Below are 21,056 nucleotides of genomic sequence, written 5' to 3'. Positions count from 1 at the left end.
CTTAATCAATCCATTACAGCTAATACAGCTTTTGGCAATAACTTATCTTTAAACCAAACAATTCTGGCGGGGACATCATTTAATTTTACTCCTGCCTTTTCTAAATTAAGTCGTTCGGAAATTGCCAAAATCAAATCATCACGTCCAGCCCGTCGCACTTGAGAAAACTTCTTTTGTAAATATTCTGGTCGCCAGTAACCAACAATTTCTAATAAGAAGGTGCGGCCATCAGGATGAACTAAGCGAAAATCGGGAATCATCACACTACCAGGAATTGGGATCAAATCAACTTCTCGCTCTAACGCCCAACCACTTTTTAACGCATCCCACTTATCAGCAAAGGATGCTTCTAACATACTATCGTAGGGCTTTCCTGGTGGATAATGGGATACTAAACCACATTCAGAATTGAGAGTGAAACGTCCAGTTTTCCAAGCATTTGTATAAGCGTCGCGGGTTTGGAGAATGGAAGAAAGACTCCATTTGGTAACGTGAAGTAAAGCCGGAATAAGTTTAGCGATCGCTAACCCATATCGCGTACTAGGATTAAACAAACTCGTCGGCCCATCAATAGTAATTGTAAACCCGTGGTCAGCATCGCCCTCAATATAAGCCATCAATTGAAACAACTTTAAATAGCGAAATAACAGTTTATATTCACCTGGAACATTTCGGTGAGCATTTAACACCAGTTGACTGGCCTTATAAAACACACCCTGCACCTGAGATAAGTTATATCTATTTAATAAATCTGGCGCTGTTGGTGCATCAAACACTGTCAAAATCTTATTCTCTGATAAATCAGCATATAATCCATTACGAACCTGTTCTAATAAAACTTCCCGTTCAAGTTCTTGAGTTAACTCATCAGCAATTTTACTCAGAGTAACTTGGGTTGATTCTCGACTAGAAACAGACTTTGCAGCCAACGAAAACACCCGTTCTCTTAACATTTGTGGTTCCAGAGGACTTACCACCTCAAAAGTGCAAAAACTGCTTTTGAGAATATAAGCTAACCCTCGCTTCACCCGATAATCTGTAGAATCTCCTTCAAAATCAGTCAGTTGTCGCTCAAGCACACCTTGAGTTTTCCCTACTGCTGATTGAAAATAATTAATTAACTCAATCGCCAACTCCGAAGTTTTCTGATCAATCTTCAGTCTCTTCGGGATGATCTCCTCCCCGTTTTGGCGATGCATCAGTAAGTCTGTCGGTAACATCTGAATTTTGGATTTTAGATTTTGGACTTTCCTGCGGAACGCTACGCGAACGACTTCTCTCTGAGACGCTATGCGTAGCTTGCTTCTCGGTAGGGGTACGCTCAGTCGAACGATTTTGGACTGAATAATTAATTTCTAACTGTTCCGCAGCCTTCAAACTCCTTTCCTTCCCACTCCCATAGACAACCTGTAAATTCCCTTTCCTCTCTTTTTCTCCCCCTGCTCCCTCTACCTTCCTCTCCCCTCTTCGCCTAGCCGAAGTCCCCTCCTCACTCGTATCCTCCGCCACTACCTCATACAAAATCGCCTGTTTATTCTCAATATTCCCCTTCCGTAAAACCCTACCCAAGCGCTGAGTATACTCCCTAGCCGAACCAGTCCCCGATAAAATAATTGCCACAGAAGCCGCAGGTACATCGACACCTTCATTCAACACATGAGAAGCAACCAAAGTATTATATTTACCCTCTCGAAACTTTGTTAATATTTCATGCCGTTCTTTTACAGGAGTTTGATGAGTAATTGCCGGAATTAGCAACTCTTGAGAAATGCGGTAAACCGTCGCATTATCCGCAGTGAAAATCAAAATTCGTGCTGGATAATGTTCTGCCAATAAATTAATCAGAATTCGCAATTTACCATCAGTACCCAAAGCGATATCTTTTGCTTCCCGATGCGCTAACATCGCCCTACGTCCAGATTGCGATCTAGCACTCATTTGCACGAACATTTGCCAACCTTGCAAACTCCCCAAAGAAATCTTGGATTGCTTCAAAAAGTCATTGCGGGTTTGAATTAACTGGTTGTATCTTTCCCGCTCAAGTTGCGATAACTTAACCTTAATTTGGACAATTTCATGTTCTGCTAACGCCTTCCCCGCCAAATCTTCAGCGCGTTTGCGATATACTTCTTGACCAATAAGGATATTTAAGTCAGCGTGCTTACCATCGGTGCGTTCCGGTGTCGCGGAGAGTCCGAGGCGATAAGGTGCGATCGCATATTCAGCAATTACCCGATTAAAATCTGTCGGTAAATGATGACATTCATCAAAAACAATCAAACCATATTGATTTCCCAACGTCTCAGCGTGAATTGCCGCACTATCATAAGTTGCAACTAGAATAGCTGTTCTATCCCGCGAACCACCCCCCAACAATCCCACCTCAGCATCGGGGAAAGCCGCTACTAAATGTGCATACCACTGATGCATTAAATCCAAAGTTGGCACTACAATCAGCGTCGTGCGTGGCGTTGATTGCATCGCCATTTGCGCTAAATAAGTCTTTCCCGCCGCCGTGGGAAGTACAACCACCCCTTGTCTACCCGCCAGTTTCCAAGCCGCTAACGCCTCAGTCTGGTGGGGATAGGGTTCCATTTCCAGAGTAGGAACCAAATCTACAGGATAAAATTGCTTTGCCTCATCGATAAAATTCACATCTTCCGCTTGTAGTGCTTCCACTAGCGATCGGTATCTAATTGCTGGAATGCGGAATTTTTCAACTCTATCATCCCACGTAGCATAATCCATCCAACCTTTACCGCGTGGTGGTGGATGCAAAATTAATGTGCCACGATCAAAATTTAGTGTAGGGGTACGAGCCATGATTATTGGGTATTGGGCATTGGGCATTGGGGATTGGGCACTTGTACTGAGCGACTTGTGCCGAGCGACTTGTACTGAGCGTAGTCGAAGTAAGCCGAGGTAAGCCGAAGTATTGGGCATTGGGCATTGGTAATTATTTCCATTAGCCATGCCCCATTCCCTAGTCTATTGATTACTAATAACGCAAAAAGTGCATGATTCATCCAAGTAACTCCGACAAAACCCAACTAGATGGCAATTGCAGGCGCAGATTATATTGATAGCTGGCTTGACTTTAATTGCTTTTTTTCTTTGGGTAAATTCACAATTAGAAGGCAAGATATACGCTTTTAAAATTGGTATTGTAGTAGAAACTTTTTGACAGAGACTTAAAAATAAAACATATATAATTAGAGCGATAATTATCAGTTTATTGAAGATTGGCTAAATCTAAGCTTTACTATTTTAGATAAATTCGCAGCAAGTAACAGCTTACAGCAGTTTTCATGTATTTGAACCACATCTGTTGTAGGGGCGCAAGGCCTTGCGCCCCTACCGCGTGGTCTATTTACCTGAAAATAGCTGCAAGTGTGTATTTTTCCGATGCATAATAAATGTTGATGAGCCATGTCTACGATGGTCACTGAGCTTTGTCGTTCGCGCAGCGTCTCGTAGAGAAGTGCGGGCTACACCTACGCATTTTCTAGCTGATTTTGGGAATAATCCTTTAGCTAGCTGCATAAAAGGAGAAGCCACATTGAAAGGAATACGTTCCGTTCTAGCGCCCTATGCTGTGGCACTATTGGCTGTTGGTAGCGTATTGCTATTAACACTATTGCTACAGCCACTACTGAACCAAACTATTTTCCTGCTATTTTTTGCTGCCGTGGCGGTTAGTGCCTGGTATGGCGGCATGGAAGCAGGGTTACTGGCTACTACTTTGTCTACTTTAGCCGTCAGCTACTTTTTCTTAGAACCAGTGTTTTCGCTCTTGGTTACGAGTCTAGACAATATACTGCGCTTAGGCTTGTTTGTGCTGGTGACAACAATTATTAACTTGCTGAACTCAGAATTACGCACTGCCAAACAACATCTTCAAAAGAGTTTGCAGAAACTACAGGTGAGCGAAGCCAGGTTTATAAGGTTGGTAGAGTCCAACATCATTGGGGTAATTGTAGCCAATATGGACGGGGCGATCGCAGAAGCTAATGATGCTTTTTTAGAAATGGTAGGTTATTCCCAGGAGGATTTGCTAGCAGGGCGAGTCAGATGGCGCGACATGATCCCACCAGAATATATTGAAACTAACAACAGTGCGATTGCAGAACTCACAACTAAAGGTGTGTGTCAGCCTTTTGAGAACGAATACATCCGCAAAGATCATAGCCGCGTTCCTATCCTGTTAGGTTCTGCTTTGTTAGAAAACAATCCAGATGATATTATCTCTTTTGTAATTGATTTAAGCAAACCCAAACAAGCAGAGCTTGCCCTTTCCAAAAACGAAGAACGTTACCGCGCTTTTTTAGAACAGAGTTCAGAAGGTATTTGGTGCATCGAACTGGAAGTACCAATTTCGCTAGATTGTCCAGAAGACGAACAAATTCAACATTTTTACCAATATGTTTACTTAGCAGAATGCAACAATGTTATGGCGCAGATGTATGGTTGTTCTCGTGCCGAAGATATTATCGGTGTCAGACTAGGAGACTTTCTTGTTGCCTCCGATCCACATAATATTGCATACCTGCGTAACTTTATCCGTTCTAACTACCGACTAATCGATGCCGAGTCTCATGAAATAGATAAGCAAGGTAATTTCAAATATTTTTTAAATAATCTGGTGGGAATTGTTGAAAATGGGTTTCTAGTTAGAGCGTGGGGAACTCAACGCGACACTACAGAACGCAAACGAACGGAAGCAGCACTCCGTCAAAGAGAAGATGAACTGCGCCTAATTACCAATGCTGTGCCCGTCAAGATTTCTTATGTTGATAGTGAGCAGCGTTATCGCTTTAATAACAAAGAATATGAAGACTGGTTTGGGCTTCCTGCTTCCGAAATTTCTGGTAAACACATTAGAGAAATTTTGGGAGAGTCGGTTTATCAGTCAATTCTTCCTTATCTAGAAACGGTACTCTCAGGAGAGCAAGTAACTTACGAAACCCAATTACCCGATAAAGATGGCACAAACCATTACGTGAATGTCACTTATATTCCCCAGTTCAGCCAGGAGGGGAAAGTTGCAGGATTTGTTGCCCTAATCACAGATATTACCGATCGCAAGCAAGCAGAGCAAGAACGCGAAGAATTGCTTAAACGTGAACAAGCAGCACGCGCCGATGCCGAAACTGCCAACTGCATGAAGGATGAGTTTCTTGCCACACTCTCCCACGAACTCCGTACACCCCTCAACGCTATACTGGGCTGGACGCAGCTACTTAGAACTCGCAAGTTTGATCAGGCTACTACTGGCCGGGCACTAGAGACAATTGAACGTAATACTAAATCCCTGACACAACTGATTGAAGATGTTCTCGATGTATCACGGATTATTAGAGGCACACTCCATTTAAGTATGGAGCGGGTAGAACTTGTATCACTTGTAGAGGCGGCAATCGATACTGTGTACCCAGCAGCCCAGGCTAAAGAGATTAGCATCAAATGTAGATTCGACCCGAAAGTAGAGGTAGTTGTGGGCGATGCCAACCGCTTGCAACAGGTTGTGTGGAATTTGCTCTCCAACGCTGTCAAGTTTACACCCAAGGGTGGCAGAGTTGATCTGCAATTAGAGTGCATTGAATCATACGTGCAAATTCGGGTGAGTGATACGGGAGGGGGAATTGCTGCCGAATTTCTGCCCCATGTATTTGAACGCTTTCGTCAAGCTGACAGTTCCAACACGCGATCGCATGGTGGACTAGGATTAGGGTTAGCGATCGTCCGTCACTTGGTAGAATTACACGGTGGCACAGTCTTGGCTGAAAGTCCAGGAATTGGACAGGGAGCGACATTCGTTGTCAGTCTGCCAATGAAAGCTATTTAGGATGGAGGTAGGGGGTAGGATGATTTTGAGCTACTTAACTTCCGTACTCTGCGGGAAGCTGACACAACAGTAAGGGTCTTATATCATCTTCGGATTATTCGTCGGCGGTAACGATCGCGATCGCAAAGCCGTCGTATCCTTTACTACCCACGGTCTGGATTGCCGTAGCATTGACGCGCGGCTCAGAAGCAAGCAGTTCGTTGAAGCGGCGCACCCCCTGAACGCTAGGATCGTTGCTGGCAGAATCAATCACTGCTCCGTTACGCACAACATTATCAGCGATGATCAGGCTACCGCGACGGGAAAGTTTGAGTGCCCACGCGAAATATTCGGGATTGCTTGGCTTGTCAGCATCAATGAAGATCAGGTCAAATGGGCCATGACCCTCGGCGGCAATCTGTGGCAGCGTAGAGAGTGCCTGTCCAAGCCGGAGGTCAACAATATCGGACAGACCAGCGTGGGCGATATTGGCACGAGCAACTTCGGCGTGCTTTGGGTTAGCCTCCAGCGTGATTAGACGGCCGTCGCTGGGTAACGCCCGCGCTAGCCAGATTGTACTGTAGCCGCCCAGTGTACCAATCTCCAGGATGCTTCGCACTCCTTGGATTTGCGCCAACAGCAGCAGCAGCTTGCCCTGGTTTGGTGAAACATTGTGCGGCGGCAGTCCGGCAGCGGCGCTAGTCTGGAGCGCTTTATCCAGCGCGGGGTCTGGCGGCACAAGCAGATCGGTAAAGTAACGATCGACCGCAGTCCATTGCTCTTGAGTCATAGATTCTCGCTTTTTACCCCATCTATAAAAAATACTCAAGATTAGGTGTCGGAGCTTGCTTCATTGGAGAGGATTGTAATGATTTCATCCAAGGGGCGATCGCGATTAGACTCTTCTGGTGTTTCCTTACCCAAGGAGGTGTCTTTTACCAAACGGTAAACGTCAGCGGCTCCGTCAAAAATGCGCTCAGTTAAACCCAATTCTTTAAAGGTTTCTGCAATCTCTTCCATTTCTCCTACCCAACGATGCGCTTTCGGTGTCATCGATGGAATGGAACGGGTTAAGATGCTAGCAAGTTCTTTTTGGCTACTAGACACTTCATCCCATAGTTCTTTATCCAAGCCTAAACGATGGGCTGCAATTAGTAATTCTGTGCCGATTGCTGTAAGTCCTTTTGTCAAAGCTGCGTAAGACATTTTCAAACCGGAAGCCTGACCAATTTCATCACCAATCACCCGCACATCTAAGCCATGATCTCGCAGTTGTAAGAGTTGATTTGCTTGTTTTCCTGAAGTGTAAATGCGGGTGCGATTGGGAACTCGCGGCGGTGGGCCAATAATTGATGCATCTACGAATATTCCCCCAACTGATTCAATCAGTTGGGCGATATTTATAACTTTCTGGGGTGCGATCGCATTACAGTCAACGTAGAGAATGGATTTTCCAACATTGCCGATCACCTCAGCTACTTGCTTCGCTGCTTGGATAGCCGCTGCGGGGACTAGAACTGACAGCACTACATCAGATTCAATTACCAATTGTCTAAGGGAACCCACATCTTGGATGTTGGCTGCGGCTGCTAATTGCCGAGTTCGTTCGCTGCGATCATCTAGGGCGGCAAGAGTTTTCAATCCATTTTGATTGAGAACAGCTGCGATCGCTTGTCCCATATCACCCGGACTTAAAATACCAATAGTTTGGATAGGCATGGAAAGTTTTATATTTATTTCGTGGCTGACAAGTTAATTCAGGTATTGAGTCGTCAACAGACTACGATAAGTTAATAGAGATGCCGTATTTTAATCAAACCACGGATGAGCTTAACAAGCAAGTTATGAGGACTTAGGCACACTTTACAAATTCTTCTCTACGAGATAATTACTTTTAGTGGGAGTTTGACCAATTTGCAGTACACAAACTGCGGCAATCAAACAGAGAACACCTGATAAAATAAACGCTTGTAAATAACTACCCGTCCAAGTTCTCAATACTCCGGCTCCGAATGCTGCTGTCGCTGCACCAAGCTGGTGTCCTGCGACAATCCAACCGAACATCACGCCGACATTTTCTTTACCGAAGACATTGGCAACAAGACGTACTGTCGGTGGTACGGTAGCAATCCAATCAAGTCCATAGAAGACGGCGAAAATGGAAAGTCCATAGAAGGAAAAGTTAAAACTGAAGGGCAAGAAAATCAAAGATAAACCACGCAGTCCGTAGTACCAGCACAATAAGTAGCGATTGTTCCAACGGTCAGAAAGCCAGCCGGACATAGTAGTTCCAAAAAAATCGAATAGTCCCATGATTGCCAAAAGCCCAGCAGCCTTGACTTCAGGTATATTGTGATCAATACAAGCAGGAATTAGATGAGTTCCAATTAACCCATTTGTGCTTGCACCACAGATAAAAAAGCTACCAAATAACAGCCAGAAGTCTCGATTACGCATTCCCAGCCAGAGGGCGTTAAGAGTGGAGGCGATGGAATTGACTTTGGGCTGTAACACTTCCACAGTTTCGCTGTTGTCGCCAAAGGCTCGCAAACCGACATCCGCCGGACGATCGCGCATAAAGACTGCGATCGCTGGAATAATTAGAAGTGCTGCACCAGTCAGAGCTAGAGCCGCAGTTCGCCACCCAAAGCGATCGGCTATTGAGGCCAGCATGGGCAGAAACACTAGTTGCCCCGTGGCTGTACTGGCGGTTAAGATGCCCAGAACTAAACCCCGCTTTTCCAAAAACCAGCGATTGACGACAATAGCACCTAAAACCAGAGCGATAACGTTAAACTAAGCGATTTCCTCACGAGAACCGCTCGTCTTCAAAACCGGACGTGACGCTTTCGCGTCATCCGGCTCCTCAATGAGTTGGCGCTTGTCGTGCGTACCTCCAACCAAACCATCTTTGGTTGTTTTTAAGTCGTGGCAGTGTTTGTGTAAAATCTGGAGATTTTTGTATTCGTCTTTTCCCTTTTTGTATTTAGGGATTATGTGGTCTATCTCCATTACATCTAACTCTCGAAAGTACAATCCGCAGTGGGTACATTTCCCTTTTTGCTTTTTAAGGAGTATAGACATCCTTTTATTTGCTTCTGGGTGTGTACCCATTCTTGAACTCCAGTAAATTAGGTTGCCATCATAAGGACTGGCATCGCCTTTAACTTTCACATGACGGACAATCTTAATTTCCGTGTGTGATTGTAATCGCATTGGGTTTTTACCTTCTTGCTTGGTTGCGAATGCCCAATTATCCCCGCCAATGGTTTGCCAGTATTTCTTTGACACCCATTCCCCTGATTTATTAGGGTGGCGACGTTTTGCCCAAGCTTTTAGCTTTGGATACATTAAGTTATCTATTGTGGAAAAAGCTTTCTTACTTACCACGGTTGAGTAGTAGTTTGACCATCCTCTTATTACCGGATTTAATCGGCTGATTAACGCCAATTGTGGCGTTGCATTATGGTCGTTGATGATACCTGCTACTCTTTCGTAATGCATCTTTTGCTTTTCTCTACTTGGGGTGATGATTGTTTTGAAACCTTGTTTTGAGTGGTTTTTTCCCACTTGAAACTGCCTGACATTAAAACCAAGAAATTCAAATCCCGGTTTTTCATTTCCATACTTGTTTAAGGTGTGGGTTAGGCGAGTCTTACTTGGTTTCAGTTCAAGTCCCATGCTTTTTAACCATTCAGAGATAATACTCTGGCATCTTTGGACAACGTTTATGTCTTCGTGGAGAATTACGAAGTCATCGGCATAACGAATAAAACTTAGGGCTTTTCTGTTTTCCTTTTTACCTAACCCGCTTCTACGTGGAAGTGTGTCGGCGAATTGCTTTATTCGTTCTTCCATTCCGTGGAGGGCAATGTTTGCCAGCAATGAGGAGATGACCCCACCCTGTGGCGTTCCCCTAGATGTCTCTTGGTACTGCAAGTTATCCATCACCCCCGATTGCAACCAGGCTCGTATTTGACGGCGAATGGTAGGGGATGTATTTAATTTTTCTAGCAGTGCCTTATGGTTGATGCGGTCAAAGCATTTTTCTATGTCAGCGTCTAGTACGTATTTTGGCTTCTGACTAATTGCATTGAATATTGCTTCAATCGCGTCTTGGCATGAGCGTCCTGGTCTAAACCCATAACTATTAGGTTCAAATCGCGCTTCCCATTCTGGCTCTAGTGCCATTTTGACAAGTGCTTGCAAGGCTCGGTCGTACATTGTAGGGATACCCAGTGGTCGTTTCTCTTCCGTTCCAGGCTTGGGAATCCATACCCGCCTAGTTGGTCGACATTTTGATACTAATTTTAATTTGGCAACTAAGGCGAAACGTTGCTTTGGAGTCAGCATTTTAATGCCGTCTACACCCGCAGTTTTCTTACCTTGGTTGTCTTGTGTTACCCTTCTGACCGCTAAAACCTTTGCTGACCAAGACTTCATCAGTGTCTTCTGGAGTTTGCGTATTGCTTTAACATCACCACGAGTTGAGGCTTTGTAAATTCTTTTTTGCAACTTGTAAACACTTTTTTCCAGCTTTCGCCAGTTAATGTGTTTCCATTCCACCGTCGATTTATCATTCTCTGTCGTTAGAATTGGTTTGTCCGGTTGAACTACTACTTCCATTGACAAGAGTTTGATTTGTCGCGTTTTAGACATATTAATTGCTACTTGTGACTTTACATTCCAAATCATCGTGAGTCCGTCTGCATATCCTCACCATTACAGTGAGGCATTCGCTTCTGACTCAATCCTTCCTATTACCTCATGCGGTTAGCACCTACTCAGTTATCGACCTGACTGAGAGAAGGCAATAGGTTACTTCGTTCCAAATGACCATTGATTGAATCTTTAGAGTTGATACTGTCCACCGGGTTTTTTGGGAGTGCTACTGGTCAAAACGGAAGTTGCCAGTCCCTTTATCCTTTGCCTTTTGGCTCCAGCGCATATAGCCTTATTCCGCTGGTTTTGTGTGACGATGGTTCAGACGTATCTTCGCTTGCGCTACTCATGGATTCTTGCTTGGAGGGAACCAGCTTAGGCTGCTAGTTAGGACTCCTTTTCTTCCCGCTTTACGGATTGATGGCTAGTCGCTACCGTAGGGAAGATGCTGTCACCGCTGCACCTGCGGGGTAGGATTTACACCTACATGGTCATTCAGTTGTCATGGTTCTGTGAACCAAGCTAACCGTCTCTAAGTATTTATACTTATTTAGATTAAACGAATCGCACTCCACTACCACAACCGACAACTACACCCCATAGCAAGACTAGTTGCCAGGAAGCTGACATCAAAGTGGTTAAACCAACACCGAGCGCAATGACCGCAAGTGAGAATACCATCATCCGACGAATGCCGATTCGCTCCATAACTGTGGCAGCAAAAGGGCCAATTAATCCGTAGAGTACTAAGTTAATGGAGATTGCTAAAGATATAGTCGCTCTACTCCAGCCAAACTCGTGTTCGAGAGGCACAATAAAAACTCCGGGAGCAGAGCGGATTCCGGCTGCCACCAGCAAGGCTAGGAATGTTAAACCCGCGACGATCCAGCCATAGTGGAACGAACGACGCGCTAGGAAGGAGGGTAAGGACATGGTTTGGAAGGGGAGAGTGGGGGAGCAGGGGAGTGGAGTAAAGACTCATTAACGGAGTTCAAAGACTCGTCGGCGAGTATCAAAGACTCATTAACGGAGTTCAAAGACTTGTCGGCGAGTATCAAAGACTCGTCGGCGAGTATCAAAGACTCATTAACGGAGTTCAAAGACTTGTCGGCGAGTATCAAAGACTCATGCCCAATGCCCAATACTTCGGCTTACCTCGGCTTACTTCGACTACGCTCAGTACAAGTCGCTCGGCACAAGTCGCAGTTCGACCGCGCTCACCGTAAACTCAGTACAAGTGTCCAATGCCCCATTCCCAATTTAGAGAGAACTACCCTGCATAAGGATTACCAATTCTGTCTACAGAGACGTTGGAGGAGAATGGCAAACGACCTGGATTTAAGCGTGGTTCGGCTGCATAACCCACAGGAACTAAAACAGCGATCGCTAAATCTGGATTATCCCCTGCACCAATCACTTGTTTTACCTGATCCTCAATCCAACCGTTCATAAAACAAGTGGATAATCCTAAACTTTCTGCTGCTAACACCAAATGAGTAGCGGCAATGATGGCATCTTTGATCGCATATTCGCGTCGCTTCTCGCCCAGCGCTGCTTGAAATTGGGGGACGGCGGTTTTAAAGTAGTTTACCGTACCTTCATTCCATGCCCCAGTTTCCAGTCCCCGCTCTAGAATTGGGGCTAAGTTTTGTTCGCCTGCGTTAGAATCGGCGGCAAAGACAAAGGTTACAGGTGCTTGAACAATTTGCTGTTGATTAAAAGATGCTGCTGACAATGCTGCCTTTTGCGCTTCATCTTGCACAAGAATAATTTGCCAGTCCTGGATATTATAGCTGCTGGGTGCAGCCACGGTTAACTCTACTAGTTGCTTGAGCAGTTCTGGGGTGATGGGGTCTGTTTTAAAAGTTTTAATGGAACGACGTTGAGCGATCGCACTGGGTACATCTAAAGGTTGGGTTTGAGTGATGGAATTCATCAGATTCTCCTGATAGTTGAGTTATACGAGGGTTTCAGATTTTATACCTGAAGTGATTAAGAGCGTTAAACAGCAGGGCAATGTAATATGTTCCTCTTTAATTGCCAATGTTAACCGGGTTAGAGATATGCTCGTGGATAATGCGCCATTGTCCCTCTCGCTTTTGCCATACAAGCGTCGCATGAGCCGTAATTCCAACCGCCTCATTCCCTGTGGTGGTTACTGTACTATGAAAAATCAAAGCAGAGACGGTAATGTTATCACTTGTAAAAATCTGAATATCCCCAACTGATTTAACTTGCCACTGGGTTATTCCTGTCATGAAGGGCTTCCATATTTCCTCATAGGATTGCCATCCTTGAATTCGAGTGGTCTGCGGCGAGAGGGTATCGAAGGCGAGCAATTGTTCATCTTGCCAGTAAAGATTGTCTAGGACAGAAAAATCAAAGGGTTTGTCGCCTGCACTAAACGCAGCTAGCCAATCGTTAACGCGTTCTTTGATTTCCGCTTCTTCTAAAGTATCTTTCATAGTTCACAACCAATTTACACAACCATTTTGTTGTATCTTGGAAAAATCTCAAACTTCTCAGTTTAATTTGATACTTTAAAGTGCGGAAAGTGGGTTTTAATTATTCAGAGGAGAAGAATTACGCCTTAGCTACTGGCTCATTAGCAGCTGACCAAAATGGATAGTCTGTATATCCCTTTTCATCGCCACCATAAAAGCTTGCTTGATCTGCTTGATTTAGTGGTGCATTTAAAGCCAAGCGTCGCGGTAAATCCGGGTTTGATATAAATAATGTGCCAAAGGCAACTAAATCTGCTGCTTTGTTTGCCAGTACAGCATCGCCTTTTTCACGAGTATAACCACCATTGACGATCAGTGTACCTGTAAAGCGATCGCGTAGATGACTAGTGGGTACAATTATCCCGCCATGTCTAATGTCTGCCTCTATTGCCTCAAAAATATGCAGATATGCCAAATTAAACTGGTTCAACGCTTGAGCCGCATAACCGAATGTCTCCAGGGGATTGGAGTCACGCATATCGTTATAAGTCCCACTGGGAGAAAAACGTACCCCAACTCGGTTAGAATCCCACACACTAGTTACCGCCTCTGTCACCTCCAACAGGAATCGAGTCCGATTTTCAATGGCACCTCCATATTTATCTGTACGTTGATTCGCCCCATCCCGGAGAAACTGATCTATTAAATAACCATTAGCTGCGTGAATTTCCACCCCATCAAACCCAGCCGCTAGGGCATTTGCTGCTCCCTGACGGTACTGTTCGACTATCTGCGGTATTTCCGAAGTTTCTAAAGCACGGGGAGTAACAAAGGGTTTTGGCCCCTTATAAGTTGCAGCATCACCTTTAGGAGCAATGGCAGAAGGTGCCACAGGTAAAACTCCATTCGGTTGTAAATCAGGGTGAGAAATCCTGCCTACGTGCCATAGTTGCAGAAAAATTCTGCCTCCGTGCTGATGTACGGCATCGGTTACTAACTTCCAGCCCTCCACCTGTTCTGGTGAATGAATTCCTGGTGTTGCGGGATAGCCCTGTCCTTCAGGAGTTACCTGTGTTGCTTCAGAAATAATCAGTCCAGCGGAAGCACGTTGGACGTAGTAAGTAGCATTCAGTTGGTGTGGTACGTTTCCCTCACCTGCCCTGTTTCGGGTTAAGGGTGCCATCACTATCCGGTTAGGTAGTTCCAGATTTCCTAGTTGATAAGGAGAGAATAAGTTGATATCAGTAGTCATGTCGCTTTGCTCCAATTCAAAATTCAAAATTCAAAATAGCTATTTTCAGGTAAATAGATTATGCAGTTGTGGTTCAAATACTAAACAATCGACCGAATAACGCCACCATCTACCCGCAAAGCTGCACCATTAGTTGCCGATGCTACGGGACTAGAAAGATAAACTACGATCGCTGCTACTTCTTCATTAGTTGCAAAGCGTTTAATTAGGGAACTTGGACGCACATTTTGAAAAAATTCAGCCTCAACTTCAGCGCGAGTAATACCGCGTTCCTGCGCCAGGTTGGTGATAAAATCTTCAACTCCTTCTGAGCGGGTTGGCCCTGGTAGGACTGAGTTTACCGTGACTCCAGTCCCGACAGTCATTTCTGCTAGACCTCTGGCAATGGCAAGTTGTGCCGTCTTAGTTGTGCCGTAGTGAATCATTTCCACTGGGATCTGAATAGCAGATTCGCTGGAGATAAAAATTATCCGCCCCCAGTTTTGCTCTAGCTGCTTTTGCAGATATTGCCGACTCAAACGGACTCCACTGAGGACGTTAACCTCAAATATCTTTAACCAGTCTTCATCAGTAATATCAAAGAAGGTTTTTGGCTCATAAATACCCACATTGTTTATGAGTATATCAACGTCAGGAACCTCTTGAATGAGTTTCTCTACCCCTGATGCAGTGCCAGCGTCAGCAACAACACCAGAAATTTTCGCGTCGGGTGTAGAATACTTAATTTTGGCGATCGCTTGAGCTACTCGTTCTTCAGACCGACCGTTGACAATTACTGATGCACCCTCTTGAGCTAGCCCAAGAGCGATCGCCAAACCAATACCTGCGGTTGAGCCACTCACCAGGGCGGATTTACCATGCAATTTCAAGTCCATTTCGCTCTTTCCCCGTTAGTTGAAACATAATTCAGGAGTCAGGAGTCTTATATATTTTGACTCCTGCCTCCCTTGACTAGAGAAGGCTGCAAACTAAATGCATCTCACAATCGTACCTAGATTAAAGATGCTGTGCTAAGGTCTTATTCAAGGTAGTTTTTGGAACCGCCCCAACGACAGTATCGACCTGGCGACCTCCTTTAAAAACCATCAATGTCGGAATGCTGCGAATTCCATAGTGGCTAGCGACAGTAGGATTTTGATCTGTGTTCAACTTCACAAATTTCACCTGTCCTTCGTATTCAGCTGCAACTTCATCGACGACTGGGCCCACCATCCGGCAAGGGCCGCACCACGGTGCCCAAAAGTCCACTAATACCGGAATTTCACTTTCCAAGACTTCTTGCTTGAATGTGGCTTCTGTGACATTTGTAATGGATGACATAAAATTGCCCTCCTAATTAATTCTATAATTCGATAATATCGAATAATAAAAATATATGCCACCTGATGAGATAATGCAACTATGAGATTCCTTTATCATCCAGATCGAAAAAATATTTCTTTACCAGGCGTGTTGTATGCATTGGGCGATCCGGTGCGGCTAGAGATTGTGCGGCTGTTGGCGACTGAGGGGGAACAATGCTGTGCCAAATTTGATTTTGCGATCGCAAAGTCTACTATGTCCAACCACTTCAAGATTTTGCGGGAGTCGGGGATAGTCTTTACACGCAAAGAAGGCACACAGCATATTAACCTACTGCGGCGTGAAGATTTAGAGGTGCTGTTTCCAGGGTTGCTGGATGCGGTGTTGAAAGCCGCTCAACCATTGCCTGTTGAACCCGCCAGTACTAAACAAACAGCTTCAAGGATTTAGGGGTATTGGGCATGACCTGTTTAAGAATCTTCTCGTTTTTTAATTTGTGTTTCTAAATCAGCAAAGACATCATGTTGTTCTCGAAAAGTCCTTGGAGTGTAAGATAAACCTAAATCTGTAGAGAGTAAATCAATACCGTCGATAATTTTGGGTATCTGAGCTTGATCAACTTGCAGACCCAGAAAGCATTTCTCCCTGTAATCTGGTCTTTCCTGAAAGCGTGCGATCGCTCTTTTCAAAGGGCGCATAACCTGATATGCTTTTTCAGCTTTCTCAATTGATGCTTGAGGGATTGGAGATTGCAGCCGAAGAACTGCTAAATCGATTAAATCTCTTGCTTCAACGCTGTCATCTGCATAACGGTCAGAATTTGACAGCAGCTTAGAGGTAAAACAGTCATTGAAGCTTAAGCAGGGAACGAGTGACCACTTTGGATATCTTGGTGGCTCTAGTTGAAAACGAGTTTCGGCAATAATTTCTGTTTTAATCGGCACATTATCTACAAAAACGATCATCCGAATTCCATATTGGTCAGTTGTGCTACGTCCAACTTGGATTTTACTTAAATCCCGAAATAATGCTTCATGCCCACCCTCAAATACCACTGTCCGCAGGTATTTGTAGCCTTCTGTACCAACAGAGGCGATAAAATCAACGTCCTTACTCCAGCGATATTCATCAAAATCAAATGCCAGAAGGGTTCCGCCACCGAAGTACTTGTACTGAGCGAAGCCGAAGTAAGCAAAACCCTTCCTAAGTATGTCAGAATCTAAGCATTCAAGAACTGTGAGAATTTGATTATGGTGTTCTAACCTGAAGGTCATAAAGAAACTTGCAACCAGGATTTATAGCGTCTGGCGAGTTCCTGAAGGAAATTGAGTTCTTCACCCTCAAGATTATTAAATAGGTTGTGATATTGCCAACCACGCTCGTAGCGACTCAGCATTTCTTCTGAAGTGAACCGATAGACATCGGCAGTCTGCCAACAAATTGACTCCAGAAAAGGCAGTTTTTTGGGGACAGTAACAGGGTTAATTGTTGGTGTTGCGGTTGTCATAACTCTTTTAATCAACCACTTTAGGCTTATCTTTAATTTTAGATTAGCACTAGCGATTTTGAAATTCAATTTTATTCTAACTATAATTTATCCGGGCTGGAGTAAACTCTTCCTTTCCAAGCGCCGCCGCGCCCTTGCCAGTGACGGAGTGCTGAATCTAGAGTCATCAGGGTATAAAGAAAAGCGATCGCAGGTAAGCTCAATGCTAACCAGGGAGAACATTTATAAAAACGGATTGTTGGGTAGTAAGCGAAAGTCATTAACAGCCATCCTAATAAACCTGTAAATGCGATCGCCCAATTGCTCCAAACTGCACCCATAATCACACATACAGGTGGAGCTAAATAAATTAGAGGCATTCCCACCAAAGTTCCCAATAGTATTAATGGTGAATAATTCAGTTGGGTATAGGCAGTACGAGCAACCATATCCCAAATCGTCGCCAGCGAGTCATAGGGACGCAAGCTGTGAGTCAAGCTACTCAATCCCAGCCAGATACGCCCTTGACTGGGCATTGGGTATGGGGCATGGTTATTTTCCTTGTATCCCTTACTCCCCTGCTCCCCTGCTTCCCTGCTCCTCTGCTCCCCTGCTCCCCTGCTCCCCTGCTCCCCTGCTCCCCTGCTCTTCTTAACAGCCTTAGCAAGGGCACAATCATCAATTAAAGCTTGGCGAATCACTTGAATACCCCCGATTCGCTCTAAAGCTTCACGGGCGATCAGAATAGATCCCCCAGCGGCTCCTGCTGTGGGATTGTTGGGATTATTCACCCAACGGAAGGGATAGAGTTTTTGGAAGAAAAAGATGAAAGCTGGAATCAAAAATTTTTCCCAAAAGCTTTCACACCTGAGTCGCACCATTACCGAAACCAAGTCTAAATCTTCCTGCACAGCTTTAGCAACGAGTCGGCGGAGATTACCAGAATCGTGTTCGATATCTGCATCAGTCAGCAAAAAATAGTCAGGTGCGAATAAACTCGCGCTCTTTATACCTTGCTCAATTGCCCAAAGTTTTCCCGACCAACCAGCAGGCAGTGATTCACCTGAGATAATATGCAATTGCTGGGCTTTACCGACAGCATGGGCAACCCCTTCGGCAAAATTTGCTGTCCGGTCTGTACTGCGATCGTCTACCAAAAACACGTTGAAAGAACCAGGATAATCTTGAAGTAGGAGCGATCGCAGTGTAGTTGGTAGCAATTGGGCTTCGTTACGGGCTGGAACTACAGCACAAACCACAGGTAACGATTCTAGCTGAGTTTCTGTAAACTCTAATTGCTGGTCTGTCCGCCAAAACTGTCCCCAAAAACCCAGTAATCCCAACCAAATTGTCAAGGATAAGAGCATCAATCCTAATACAATTACATCCATGACCTATTGCAAATTATCAGTGACTCAGACAGAATACTATGTCTATTGATAGAGGAAAAAAATTTTTTTCGCTGTAGTACCGTGTTCATATCTAGTGTTGGGTGTTGAGGTTAAATAGTTTTTGATGCAAACACAAGACAGGGTAAAAGTCAATCAAGTCGTAGAAGCGATCGCAGCTAGTCAAGAATATCTGCTTTCGATTCAAAATCTGGCAGGTTATTGGTGGGCAGAGTTAGAATCTAATGTCACCATCACTGCTGAAGTTGTTCTCCTGCATAAAATTTGGGGAACAGACCAAACCAGACCTTTACACAAAATTGAAACCTACCTGCGTCAAGAGCAACGGCAGCATGGCGGCTGGGAACTTTACTACGGTGATGGTGGAGAACTTAGCACCTCGGTTGAAGCCTACATGGCGCTAAGACTGCTAGGTGTACCAGCAACCGATCCGGCGATGATTCGGGCGCAAGCTTTTATTCTCCAACAAGGTGGTATCAGCAAAACTCGGATTTTTACCAAGTTACACCTAGCCTTGATTGGCTGCTACAACTGGCGCGGTATTCCCTCACTACCAGCTTGGGTGATGCTGTTGCCAAATGCTTTCCCTGTCAATATCTACGAGATGTCTAGCTGGGCACGTTCCAGCACAGTACCATTACTGATTGTATGCGATCGCAAACCTGTTTTTATCACCGACTCAACTATCAACCTAGATGAACTATACGTTGAAGGTGTCGATCAAGTCCAGTGGGAATTACCCCAAAGTGGCGATTGGACAGATTTATTTCTTACCCTTGATCGGGGGTTCAAATTGGCAGAAAGCCTGAATTTAGTACCCTTTCGTCAAGAAGGTATCAAAGCTGCCGAAAAATGGATTTTAGAGCGCCAAGAAGCTACAGGCGACTGGGGCGGCATTATTCCGGCGATGCTGAATTCAATGCTGGCTTTGCGGTGTCTGGATTATGACCCAAATGACCCTATTGTAGAACGTGGTTTGCAAGCAATTGATAACTTTGCCATTGAAACAGAGAATAGTTATCGGGTACAGCCCTGTGTTTCACCCGTCTGGGATACAGCTTGGGCGATGCGTGCTTTAGTAGAATCTGGCTTTGCACCAGATCATCCAGCTGTAGTAAAGGCTGGAGAATGGTTGTTGCAAAAACAAATTTTAGATTACGGAGATTGGGCTGTCAAAAATCGCCAAGGAAAACCAGGGGCTTGGGCTTTTGAGTTTGAGAATCGCTTTTATCCCGATGTAGACGACTCGGCGGTGGTGGTGATGGCTCTACATTTGGCAAAACTTCCGAATGAAAAAATCAAGAAGGCTGCGATCGCTCGGGCCTTAAACTGGATTGCATCTATGCAATGTAAACCAGGCGGTTGGGCTGCTTTTGATTTGGATAATGACCAAGATTGGCTCAACTCGATTCCTTATGGCGATTTAAAAGCGATGATCGATCCAAATACCGCAGATGTTACGGCTAGAGTCGTAGAAATGCTGGGTGCTTGTGATTTGTCAATTGATAGTGATAATTTGGAGCGATCGCTCACTTATCTTTTGCACGAACAAGAAACCGAAGGCTGTTGGTTTGGTCGTTGGGGTGTAAATTATATCTACGGCACCAGTGGCGTTTTGTCAGCCTTAGCGTTAATCGATCCTCAAAGGTATAAACTCAATATAGAACGGGGAGCAGCTTGGTTAGTTGGATGTCAAAATCCAGATAGTGGTTGGGGTGAGACTTGCCGCAGCTACGACGATCCCAGTCTCAAAGGAAAAGGAAATAGTACTGCATCTCAAACTGCTTGGGCTTTAATTGGGTTAATAGCAGCAAGTGAAGCAACAGGTAAATTAGCTCTTGATGTGATTGAGCGAGGAATTGGCTACCTTGTAGCAACTCAACAGCCCGATGGTACTTGGTTTGAGGCGGACTTTACAGCTACTGGCTTCCCTTGCCATTTTTATCTCAAGTATCATCTGTATCAACAATACTTTCCTTTAATTGCGCTAGGTCGCTATCAAGCAGCGATTAAAGAAGGTTAATATTGGTTTTTAGTAAGGTAGCACACCTATGCTACCTTATCGTGTATTCCATTTATACGAAAACAGCTATTACATAAGCGATCACATCAACTATATACTCAAGTGAAGAAAGTTTATTCTCTTAATATCTTACGCCCAAAATCCACGTATTTCTATTCTCTAGCAATGACAATATCGTTAGATTTAATAACTGCATAAGCTTCTTTTCCCTCAGATAATTCCAACTCTTCTGCGGAAGCTCTGGTGATAATCGAAGTTAATTCTACTTTGTGAATAATCTCCAAAGTAACCTCACTATTAACTGCTCCATAAACAACTCGTTTAACCACACCTTTAAGAATATTGCGAGAGCTAACTTTTAGTGATTTCTTTTGAATACTACTTTCTATATTAGGCTTTTGAGTGTAGTCAATATCTTCCTGCTGTTCCTGCTGAGTTGCTGGTGATATTGATGTTGAGGAGTGCTGAGTGAGACTACGCACAAGTTCCCGCAGAATCTCAGTCTTGGTGCGTTGAGACTGTTCGCAAAACTCCTCTAAAATCTTCCGCTCGTCCTCTGAGGTTTGAAATGTAACCCATCCTTGTTCTTTTCTTGGCATAATAATATTATCAATTTTAGTTATCTTGGTAAAATTCTACCAATTATCAATTTGT

The 21,056-nt window shown here is 44.5% G+C and carries 19 protein-coding genes; 3 read left to right on the top strand and 16 right to left on the bottom strand.

From position 1 onward, the window contains the following. Positions 1 to 5 precede the first annotated feature (5 nt). Positions 6 to 1,220 (bottom strand): DUF790 family protein, encoded by a 1,215-nt coding sequence (locus V7L12_RS22910; protein WP_335087782.1) that lies wholly within the window; start codon positions 1,218 to 1,220, stop codon positions 6 to 8. Continuing rightward, a complete protein-coding gene (locus V7L12_RS22905) occupies positions 1,150 to 2,823 on the bottom strand; it encodes a DEAD/DEAH box helicase (protein WP_335087873.1) in 1,674 nt (557 codons plus the stop codon). Before V7L12_RS22905 ends, V7L12_RS22910 begins: the two co-directional genes overlap by 71 nt. 736 nt (positions 2,824 to 3,559) lie before the next feature. Here V7L12_RS22905 and V7L12_RS22900 point away from each other — a divergent pair. Continuing rightward, complete coding sequence (locus tag V7L12_RS22900) at positions 3,560 to 5,845, top strand: PAS domain S-box protein (RefSeq protein WP_335087780.1); 2,286 nt, start codon at positions 3,560 to 3,562, stop codon at positions 5,843 to 5,845. Between the two features lie 94 nt (positions 5,846 to 5,939). Here the strand turns inward: V7L12_RS22900 and V7L12_RS22895 are convergent, their stop codons facing one another. The 10 genes from V7L12_RS22895 to trxA all read right to left on the bottom strand — a co-directional run bounded on the left by V7L12_RS22895 (position 5,940) and on the right by trxA (position 15,502). Continuing rightward, positions 5,940 to 6,614 (bottom strand): O-methyltransferase, encoded by a 675-nt coding sequence (locus V7L12_RS22895; protein WP_335087778.1) that lies wholly within the window; start codon positions 6,612 to 6,614, stop codon positions 5,940 to 5,942. Positions 6,615 to 6,655: 41 nt separating this feature from the next. Then, positions 6,656 to 7,543, bottom strand: a complete 888-nt coding sequence (locus V7L12_RS22890) for an NAD(P)-dependent oxidoreductase (RefSeq protein WP_335087776.1) — start codon at positions 7,541 to 7,543, stop codon at positions 6,656 to 6,658. A gap of 144 nt (positions 7,544 to 7,687) precedes the next feature. After that, the gene (locus V7L12_RS22885; RefSeq protein ID WP_335087871.1) at positions 7,688 to 8,605 is read right to left on the bottom strand and encodes an MFS transporter; all 918 of its coding nucleotides are present in this window, start codon (positions 8,603 to 8,605) and stop codon (positions 7,688 to 7,690) included. A 15-nt stretch (positions 8,606 to 8,620) separates the two neighbouring features. Further along, entirely contained in the window at positions 8,621 to 10,483 is a 1,863-nt protein-coding gene (ltrA, locus tag V7L12_RS22880; protein WP_335087774.1) for a group II intron reverse transcriptase/maturase, read from the bottom strand. Positions 10,484 to 11,041: 558 nt separating this feature from the next. Further along, positions 11,042 to 11,419: an MFS transporter gene (locus V7L12_RS22875; protein ID WP_335087772.1), complete on the bottom strand. Its 378-nt coding sequence runs from the start codon at positions 11,417 to 11,419 to the stop codon at positions 11,042 to 11,044. Positions 11,420 to 11,756: 337 nt separating this feature from the next. Then, positions 11,757 to 12,422, bottom strand: coding sequence for a nitroreductase family protein (locus V7L12_RS22870; RefSeq protein ID WP_335087771.1), 666 nt, complete (start codon positions 12,420 to 12,422; stop codon positions 11,757 to 11,759). 97 nt (positions 12,423 to 12,519) lie between these two features. Then, positions 12,520 to 12,951, bottom strand: a complete 432-nt coding sequence (locus V7L12_RS22865) for a YybH family protein (protein ID WP_335087769.1) — start codon at positions 12,949 to 12,951, stop codon at positions 12,520 to 12,522. 118 nt (positions 12,952 to 13,069) lie between these two features. Then, entirely contained in the window at positions 13,070 to 14,182 is a 1,113-nt protein-coding gene (locus tag V7L12_RS22860) for an alkene reductase (protein ID WP_335087767.1), read from the bottom strand. Between the two features lie 80 nt (positions 14,183 to 14,262). Continuing rightward, complete coding sequence (locus V7L12_RS22855) at positions 14,263 to 15,057, bottom strand: SDR family NAD(P)-dependent oxidoreductase (RefSeq protein WP_335087765.1); 795 nt, start codon at positions 15,055 to 15,057, stop codon at positions 14,263 to 14,265. A gap of 121 nt (positions 15,058 to 15,178) precedes the next feature. After that, complete coding sequence (gene trxA / locus V7L12_RS22850; protein ID WP_012412473.1) at positions 15,179 to 15,502, bottom strand: thioredoxin; 324 nt, start codon at positions 15,500 to 15,502, stop codon at positions 15,179 to 15,181. An 81-nt stretch (positions 15,503 to 15,583) separates the two neighbouring features. Between trxA and V7L12_RS22845 the strand changes: the two genes are divergently transcribed. Beyond that, complete coding sequence (locus tag V7L12_RS22845) at positions 15,584 to 15,934, top strand: ArsR/SmtB family transcription factor (RefSeq protein WP_335087763.1); 351 nt, start codon at positions 15,584 to 15,586, stop codon at positions 15,932 to 15,934. Positions 15,935 to 15,954: 20 nt separating this feature from the next. Here V7L12_RS22845 and V7L12_RS22840 read toward each other — a convergent pair whose 3' ends face one another. From V7L12_RS22840 to V7L12_RS22830, 3 genes are all read right to left on the bottom strand, one after another. Continuing rightward, positions 15,955 to 16,758: a nucleotidyl transferase AbiEii/AbiGii toxin family protein gene (locus V7L12_RS22840; protein WP_335087761.1), complete on the bottom strand. Its 804-nt coding sequence runs from the start codon at positions 16,756 to 16,758 to the stop codon at positions 15,955 to 15,957. After that, entirely contained in the window at positions 16,755 to 16,991 is a 237-nt protein-coding gene (locus tag V7L12_RS22835; RefSeq protein ID WP_335072878.1) for a hypothetical protein, read from the bottom strand. Before V7L12_RS22835 ends, V7L12_RS22840 begins: the two co-directional genes overlap by 4 nt. Before the next feature lie 80 nt (positions 16,992 to 17,071). Continuing rightward, the gene (locus V7L12_RS22830) at positions 17,072 to 18,361 is read right to left on the bottom strand and encodes a glycosyltransferase (RefSeq protein ID WP_335087759.1); all 1,290 of its coding nucleotides are present in this window, start codon (positions 18,359 to 18,361) and stop codon (positions 17,072 to 17,074) included. A 124-nt stretch (positions 18,362 to 18,485) separates the two neighbouring features. Here V7L12_RS22830 and shc point away from each other — a divergent pair, with 124 nt between their 5' ends. Beyond that, complete coding sequence (shc, locus tag V7L12_RS22825) at positions 18,486 to 20,402, top strand: squalene--hopene cyclase (RefSeq protein ID WP_335087757.1); 1,917 nt, start codon at positions 18,486 to 18,488, stop codon at positions 20,400 to 20,402. Positions 20,403 to 20,554: 152 nt separating this feature from the next. Here the strand turns inward: shc and V7L12_RS22820 are convergent, their stop codons facing one another. Further along, on the bottom strand, positions 20,555 to 21,001 hold the full coding sequence (locus V7L12_RS22820; protein ID WP_334928146.1) for a TOBE domain-containing protein: 447 nt from the start codon (positions 20,999 to 21,001) through the stop codon (positions 20,555 to 20,557). Positions 21,002 to 21,056 lie beyond the last annotated feature (55 nt).

Source organism: Nostoc sp., from assembly GCF_036918245.1.
In the GTDB taxonomy this organism is placed as follows: domain Bacteria; phylum Cyanobacteriota; class Cyanobacteriia; order Cyanobacteriales; family Nostocaceae; genus Nostoc.
This window is presented reverse-complemented; position numbering and strand designations above follow the sequence as displayed.